This window comes from Maribacter sp. ACAM166, assembly GCF_005771495.1.
Lineage (GTDB): Bacteria > Bacteroidota > Bacteroidia > Flavobacteriales > Flavobacteriaceae > Maribacter.
In genome coordinates, this window is sequence record NZ_VAUW01000074.1 from 1 (window position 1) to 7,093 (window position 7,093).

Genomic DNA, 7,093 nt, shown 5'->3' on the forward strand with positions numbered 1-7,093 from the left:
ATAGTTATGGACTTAGATCAGAAGCCGAGCTATCAGTCTTTCAATGGATAGAAACTTGGTACAACAGAAGAAGAATGCACTCTACATTGGGGTATAAAACCATAGAAGAATTTGAAAACGAAATGTACAATCAACAAATAGCAGCATGACTCTTATCTAATTGTCCACTTTTTTGTTGCAAGTCCATACTGATTTAGCTTTTTTTTTGAGATTAAGGAATAGGGTAAAGCGATGAATTTTGAACCAATAAACCAAGTTCTTTCATTTCAATATCTTACTGGTGTTGAAAAAGTGCACTAGTATATGACAACTTGGTATTAACGTTATTCAAATTCGCTAACCAAGTTTTTTTGTTTTAGAACTTTAAATTCTTAATTTGTATGATCTCTTATACCTTTATAGGTATTAAACTATCCCAATTATGTTTACCCCATTAAAACAAACCATATCGATTACGCAACAGGTTGAATTAAAACTAACGAATGCTATTTAGGACCGGAAAATATCTTCCAGGAAGTCAAATACCTACAGAAAATGAACTCTGTAAAATGTTCAATGTAAGTAGGACAGCGGTACGAGAAGCAGTTAAAAAGATGAACGCGAAAGGTATTGTAGATGTAAAAAGAGGGAGCGGTGTTTATGTATCGGAGATGAGCATACAAAATGCTTCCGAAAAGATGTTATTCTACAAACAATCAATACAAGAATAATTCTTGAGCCTGGTTTGGCAGCACAAGCTGCTAAAAATCGTAACGAACACCACTTGAACCATTTAAAAGAAAATATGATTGCAATGCGTAATTGTGACCTAAATGACAAGAAGAAAGAAACAGAACTGGATAACGAATTTCATAGATTACTCCTTTCAATCGCCAACAACAAAGTATTGGAGTTGTTGTTAAGTCCAATTTTCTATTTGATGCCAAAATTCAAGACAATAGTCTATGCAAAACCTACAGATGGCAATCTGTCAAATCACAAGAAAATAATGTTAGATCATCATGAAAAAATACTTAAAGCGATTATAGAACAAGATGCACAAAAAGCAACGAAAGCCATGAAAACCCACGTTATTGAAACACAAAGCAACTATATAAAATCGATTCAGAACAAATGAGCTTTATAACCTTTGGAGAAACCATGCTAAGGCTAACCCCTAGCGACAATGCAGCTAAAATCAAATCATCCCGGCTCTTTCAAGTCAACTATGCTGGATCAGAATCTAATGTTGCCAGTTCGTTGGGTGTACTAGGCAATACGGTAAGCCATATCACTAAGTTTCCAAACAACCAACTAGGGGATGCAGCCATAGCTTCTTTGCAATCCTATGGTATTGAAACCAGATATATAGTGAGGGGAGGAATAAGAATTGGCACTTATTTTATAGAAATAGGATCATCCATACGTCCTTCAAGCGTAGTATACGATAGAGCAAACTCTGCTATTAGTGAAATTGGAACTAACGAGTTTGATTGGGATGAAATACTAGAAAACAAAAAATGGATATTTCTTTCTGGTATCACTCCGGTACTCTCCAAACAATGTGCTGATGAAACTATAAAAGCGGCTAAGATAGCCCAGCAAAAAGGGGTTAAAGTAGGTTTTGATATGAATTATCGTCGATCACTTTGGAAAGACCCAGCTGATGCTCGTAAAATTTTTAATCAAATAATAGAACATACCGATACCCTATTTGGCAATGAAGGTGTCTTAAACGATATTTATGACATAAAGCCACCTGGTGATTCAATAGTAAATCGGACTATTGAAGCGTCCACCTTAGCCGCTAAAGAATTCGGAATTAAACAGTTAGCGCTAACGGTGCGAGAGCATCTTTCAGCAAGTAACAATAAAGTTTCTGCAGTTTTTCTATCAAATGCTAAACATCATGTTTCAGATTCTATTGATGTCGCAATTACAGATCGCTTTGGGGCAGGGGATGCCTTTGCAGCAGCAACGCTGCATGCTATTAACCTTAGTTGGGACAATAAAAAAGTAGTTGACTTTGCAACAGCTGCTTTTGCATTAAAGCATACGATACAAGGGGATCAGCATACAAGTAGTGAAAAAGAAATTCTTTCAATTATGGAAGGTAACACAACAGGTCAAGTATTGCGATGAAAAAGGCGGAAATAGTTAAGATAATAAAAGAAGAAAAAATAATGGCAATTGTTCGTATGAAAGAACAATTAGAAGTCCCTATATTTCTAAAAAAATTGATAAACGGAGGCCTGAAAGTACTTGAAATCACCTCAAACACGCCAGGTTTCTCTGAAGAAATTACGAATGCCAGAACTCTGTATTCCAACTCAGATGTGCTCATTGGGGCTGGTACGGTGACGAACATCAAAATTGCAAAAGAGGCAATCCATGCAGGGGCTCAGTTCCTAGTAACTCCAAATACGAATATAGAGGTCATCAAGATTGCCCATAAGCATGATATTCCCGTATTAATGGGAGCTGTAACGCCTACTGAAATCTGTAGTGCTATAGAGAATGGTGCTGACATCATAAAACTATTTCCTGCTGGAAGCCTTGGAATCAATTACTTCAAATCTATTAAGGCTCCCTTAGATAACGTCGATTTTTTTGTTGTTGGTGGTATAAACGTATCCAATATAAAAGATTGGATGGATGCAGGTGCAGCAGGAGTTGGACTAGGTAGTGTTTTGACACAACCTGCAAAACAAGATAATAGTTTGCAAAGTATAGAACGTACAGTGAAGAAATTTATCCAATTAATTGCAAAATAATCATGGACCAGCTTAAAATTGAAAAAGTAGAATTGTTTAAAGTTCCTCCAAGATGGTTGTTTGTAAAGATTACGACCAAATGTGGAATTGTAGGTTGGGGAGAACCCGTAGTTGAAGGAAAAGCTGACACCGTAGCCGCATGTATAAAGGAACTAGAGCACTATTTAATTGGACGTACAGCAAATAATATTGAAGACATTTGGCAAGTGCTTTACAGAGGTGGTTTTTATAGAGGAGGTCCTATTCTAATGAGTGCCCTTTCTGGCATTGATCAAGCTTTATGGGATATTAAAGGGAAGTTCCTAAATGTGCCTGTTTATGAATTATTAGGTGGGACAGTACGACAAAAAATGAAAATGTATTGTTGGATTGGGGGAGATAATCCTGATGTTGTTTTGGAACAAGCCCATGCAAAGGTAAAACAAGGCTATACAGCAGTAAAGATGAATGCTACAGGTGCAATGGATTGGGTATCATCTTTAAAGGATATTAAAAAGGTAGCCACTAACATTAAACTTTTAAGAGAGGAGTTTGGATACAATTTGGACATTGGGTTAGATTTTCATGGAAGGGTGCACAAACCTATGGTTAAGCGGCTTATCGATGAGCTTGAACCCTATGAACCTATGTTTATAGAAGAACCGGTATTAAGCGAAAACAATGATGCGCTAAAGCACATTTATGCCTATACCAGTATTCCTATCGCAACAGGAGAGCGTATGTTCTCTAGATGGGATTTTAAAGGTATTCTTCATGAGGGTATTGTTGACATTATCCAACCAGATCTTAGCCATGCGGGCGGAATATCAGAAGTTAGAAGAATTGCTACCATGGCAGAAGCCTATGACATTGCCATTGCACCACATTGTCCGTTGGGTCCAATATCACTTGCATCGGCATTGCATCTCGATTTTGCTTCATCAAATGCAATCATACAAGAAAGTAGCTTAGGAATACATTACAATAAAGGCTATGATATTTTAGACTATGTTCTAAACCCTGAAGTTTTGAAAGTAAAAAAAGGATGTATAGAATTACTTACAAAACCAGGTCTAGGCATTGAAATTAATGAGGATAAGCTTAAAGAAGGCCAAAAAATTGGGCATAATTGGACAAACCCTATTTGGAGGAATACAGACGGAAATTTTGCTGAATGGTAATTCTTAATGAGAAACGTAAGTAACAAGTCAAACCATACATAACATGATTTATATAATTGCATTACTCGTTTCATTGACCTTTTTGGTTATTGGTATCGTTAAGTTCAACATTCATCCGTTTTTTGCAATACTACTTGCCGCAATCGGTTATGGGTTCATCACAGGAATGGATGCCGAGCTCATTATAGATTCCATTAACACGGGTTTTGGAGGTATTTTAGGGAAGATTGGTTTGATTATTCTTTTTGGGGTCACAATAGGAACAATATTAGAAAAATCGGGTGGAGCTATGGTAATAGCCACACGCATACTGAACTTGATTGGTGAAAAATCTGTACACCTAGCCATGATGGTTACAGGTTATATTCTGTCTATACCCATATTCGCGGATAGCGCTCTTCTCATGATGAATCCCTTGAACAAGGTGCTATCCAAGAAAGCCAGTATTTCGTATGCAGGAACAACCGCCGCCTTGGCCATGGGTTTAACAGCATCTCATGTTATGGTTCCGCCAACCCCAGGCCCAATAGCCGCAGCAGGTATATTAGGAGCTAATTTGGGTGATGTTATTTTATGGGGACTTTTGATAAGTAGTCTTTCCTTGATTCCATGTTATTTCTATGCAAAAAAAATAGCTTCAAAGATTGATATCCCTATCGTCATTGAACCAATTGTAAACCCAGAAAAAAAACCACCCCTATGGAAATCATTGTTGGCAATCGTCGTCCCGTTGGTGTTAATCTTATTGAAATCAATTTTGGACTATCCTGAACTGAATTTTCACCCCTCAGCACTCAAAAGCTGTATTTCCTTTTTAGGGACCCCTGTAGTCGCTCTACTAATTGGTGTATTATTATCATTAGTACTTCCCGAAAAACTAGATGAAAAAATTTTATCGGCCACAGGTTGGGTTGGAGAATCCTTAAAAGTAGCAGCTCCTATTATCCTAATTACAGGTGCTGGTGGAATTTTTGGAAAAATGTTACAAAACTCTGGTATTGCAGCACTAATCACAGAAGGGTTTACCGGATTGGAAATAGGTTTGTTTTTCCCTTTTTTCTTAGCAGCGTGCCTAAAGACCACACAAGGGTCTTCGACTGTTGCCTTGGTGACTACCGCTTCAATTGTTGCGCCGCTTATGACGCCTTTGGGATTAAACGAACCATTTCTTCAAGCTATGACCGTATTGGCCATTGGTGCCGGTTCATCTGTAGCATCACATGTAAATGATAGCTTTTTTTGGGTATTAACGCAATTGACAGGAATGAATGTAAAACAAGGTTATCAGGTACAGACTGCGGGCACCTTCATTTTTGGAACATCGGCAATGCTCATCATTTTTATAATTACGAAATTAATTCACTAAATCATGAAAAATAGTATTATCACAATCGTATCGGGGATTTTACTCTTAAGTGCTTGCAGGGAAAATCAAAAAAAAGAACAGCGTGAAGATATTCATGGGAAAGCGGCCACAGAAATAGTTGAAGAAAAAAATATAGACACCCTAAAGGCTAACTTCTCTATTGAAATTTTGGACAATGAGGCATTACAGGTTATTGATCCCAAAGCCAATTTAGAAATTCTAGCAAGTGGCTTTACTTGGACCGAAGGACCACTTTGGGTCGAGGAAGGCAACTATTTATTATTCTCGGACATCCCAAACAATAAAGTCTATAAACTGGACAATACTCTTGAGCCTACTACCTATTTGGAACCGTCAGGATATACCGGTGAGGGTACCTATGGCGATGAGCCTGGATCAAATGGTTTGGTTTTAAATAAGCAAGGCGAGTTGATTTTGCTTCAACATGGCGACCGCAGCGTTGCCAAAATGAATGCTCCTTTAAACAATCCAAAGGCAGAATTTAGGACGCTTGTGGATAGTTACCATGGGAAAAAATTGAATAGCCCAAATGATGGCTTCTTTGATAAAGCGGGTAATTTTTACTTTACCGACCCCCCGTATGGCTTGCCTTTAAAAATGGATGATCCCCACAAAGAATTGGATTTTCAAGGGGTCTTCTGTTTATTGCACTCAGGGGAACTTGTCTTGGTCGACTCACTCTCCAAACCTAATGGAATTGCCCAATCGCCCGATGGAAGCACCTTGTATGTGGCCGTTTCAGATCCTCTTCATGCTGTTTGGTATCAATATGATATTGAAAAACCAGGCAAGGTATCTAATAAGCGAGTTCTTTATGATGTAACCCATTTGGTGGGTCAACAAGGCGAACAAGGATTACCTGATGGCTTAAAAACCAATAGTAAAGGTTACCTATTTGCTACAGGACCGGGTGGCATGTGGATTTTTAATAGTTCCGCTAAAGTAATCGCTAGGATACACACTGGCCAGCTAACGTCGAATTGTGCATTTACTACAGATGAAAAAAGGGTATTCTTGACTGCCGATGATTATATTTTGGCCATTGACTTACTATAAAAAAGAAACAAGAATTTTAGTGGAACAATCGGGTTTAAATAGTACTGAGATTTTGAGTAATCTACATTAGAAATAGGATAGGCTCTTTTTTATCATTTCTTTGTCGAATACACTGTATGCAATAGGTTTTTTTTGGCGTTATTTATGTTCATAAAACAAACCTTTCAGCTGGTAGACTCGTATCCTCAACCCTTTCATTCGAACTAATTTGAGTATAAATCACTTCATTTGTTACCGTGTTAGCTTTCAAAGAAATATAGATTGAACAATAAAAAAGACACAATGCATAAGAATTATACTTTTACAGTTTTAACAATTTTAATACAAAGAACAAATTCACATTCAAGCATTTGCCCTTGAAAGGACTGTTGAAACATAATATGAAAGTATTATCAGTTGTTTCCCCGGGGCTTTAATAATCCAGTTCTACTTTATTGTCAAATGCCTACTTATCAAATATTTTACCAATGAACTCACACCCGTTATTCACTTTGACATAATTTGGATGCACTTCGCTCGAAAAAGTATTCGTTTCCATAACTCGCAAATCGTCACTTAGTTTGAGCGACTTTCCCGCATGGATCGCAAAGTGCTTCAGACTATAGTTATAAATCAATAGCGTCCTAAACGATTAAAAAAGAGAAAGGGAATTCTGTTCCTCAAAGTTACCTTTGTGGTGCACTCAAAACCACACCTTTCTCTTATGTTAAATATAACCTTGTTTTCCCAAATCATCT

7 protein-coding genes and 1 pseudogene are annotated in these 7,093 nt (G+C 37.4%); all 8 read left to right on the forward strand.

From position 1 onward, the window contains the following. A pseudogene (locus ES765_RS21145) lies at positions 1 to 149 on the forward strand (IS3 family transposase); the annotation flags it as partial. Between the two features lie 333 nt (positions 150 to 482). Continuing rightward, entirely contained in the window at positions 483 to 710 is a 228-nt protein-coding gene (locus ES765_RS22155) for a FadR/GntR family transcriptional regulator (RefSeq protein WP_212744283.1), read from the forward strand. A gap of 14 nt (positions 711 to 724) precedes the next feature. Beyond that, positions 725 to 1,117 carry a FadR/GntR family transcriptional regulator gene (locus ES765_RS22160; RefSeq protein WP_212744284.1) on the forward strand — a complete coding sequence of 131 codons (393 nt, stop codon included), beginning with the start codon at positions 725 to 727 and terminating at the stop codon, positions 1,115 to 1,117. Further along, a complete protein-coding gene (locus tag ES765_RS21155) occupies positions 1,114 to 2,121 on the forward strand; it encodes a sugar kinase (protein ID WP_138116481.1) in 1,008 nt (335 codons plus the stop codon). The genes ES765_RS22160 and ES765_RS21155 overlap by 4 nt, the downstream gene beginning before the upstream one ends. Next, positions 2,118 to 2,753: a bifunctional 4-hydroxy-2-oxoglutarate aldolase/2-dehydro-3-deoxy-phosphogluconate aldolase gene (locus tag ES765_RS21160; RefSeq protein WP_138116483.1), complete on the forward strand. Its 636-nt coding sequence runs from the start codon at positions 2,118 to 2,120 to the stop codon at positions 2,751 to 2,753. The genes ES765_RS21155 and ES765_RS21160 overlap by 4 nt, the downstream gene beginning before the upstream one ends. Positions 2,754 to 2,755: 2 nt before the next feature. Further along, positions 2,756 to 3,913 carry a galactonate dehydratase gene (gene dgoD, locus ES765_RS21165; RefSeq protein ID WP_138116485.1) on the forward strand — a complete coding sequence of 386 codons (1,158 nt, stop codon included), beginning with the start codon at positions 2,756 to 2,758 and terminating at the stop codon, positions 3,911 to 3,913. 43 nt (positions 3,914 to 3,956) lie between these two features. After that, entirely contained in the window at positions 3,957 to 5,279 is a 1,323-nt protein-coding gene (locus ES765_RS21170; RefSeq protein ID WP_138116487.1) for a GntP family permease, read from the forward strand. 3 nt (positions 5,280 to 5,282) lie between these two features. Continuing rightward, positions 5,283 to 6,356 (forward strand): SMP-30/gluconolactonase/LRE family protein, encoded by a 1,074-nt coding sequence (locus tag ES765_RS21175; protein WP_138116489.1) that lies wholly within the window; start codon positions 5,283 to 5,285, stop codon positions 6,354 to 6,356. Positions 6,357 to 7,093: the final 737 nt, after the last annotated feature.

What these genes read in the sequence shown, in the direction of transcription:
- ES765_RS22155 (WP_212744283.1), top strand. Translation starts at nt 483, where the DNA reads ATGCTATTTAGGACCGGAAAATATCTTCCAGGAAGTCAAATACCTACA.
- ES765_RS21155 (WP_138116481.1), top strand. Translation starts at nt 1,114, where the DNA reads ATGAGCTTTATAACCTTTGGAGAAACCATGCTAAGGCTAACCCCTAGC.
- ES765_RS21160 (WP_138116483.1), top strand. Translation starts at nt 2,118, where the DNA reads ATGAAAAAGGCGGAAATAGTTAAGATAATAAAAGAAGAAAAAATAATG.
- dgoD (WP_138116485.1), top strand. Translation starts at nt 2,756, where the DNA reads ATGGACCAGCTTAAAATTGAAAAAGTAGAATTGTTTAAAGTTCCTCCA.
- ES765_RS21170 (WP_138116487.1), top strand. Translation starts at nt 3,957, where the DNA reads ATGATTTATATAATTGCATTACTCGTTTCATTGACCTTTTTGGTTATT.
- ES765_RS21175 (WP_138116489.1), top strand. Translation starts at nt 5,283, where the DNA reads ATGAAAAATAGTATTATCACAATCGTATCGGGGATTTTACTCTTAAGT.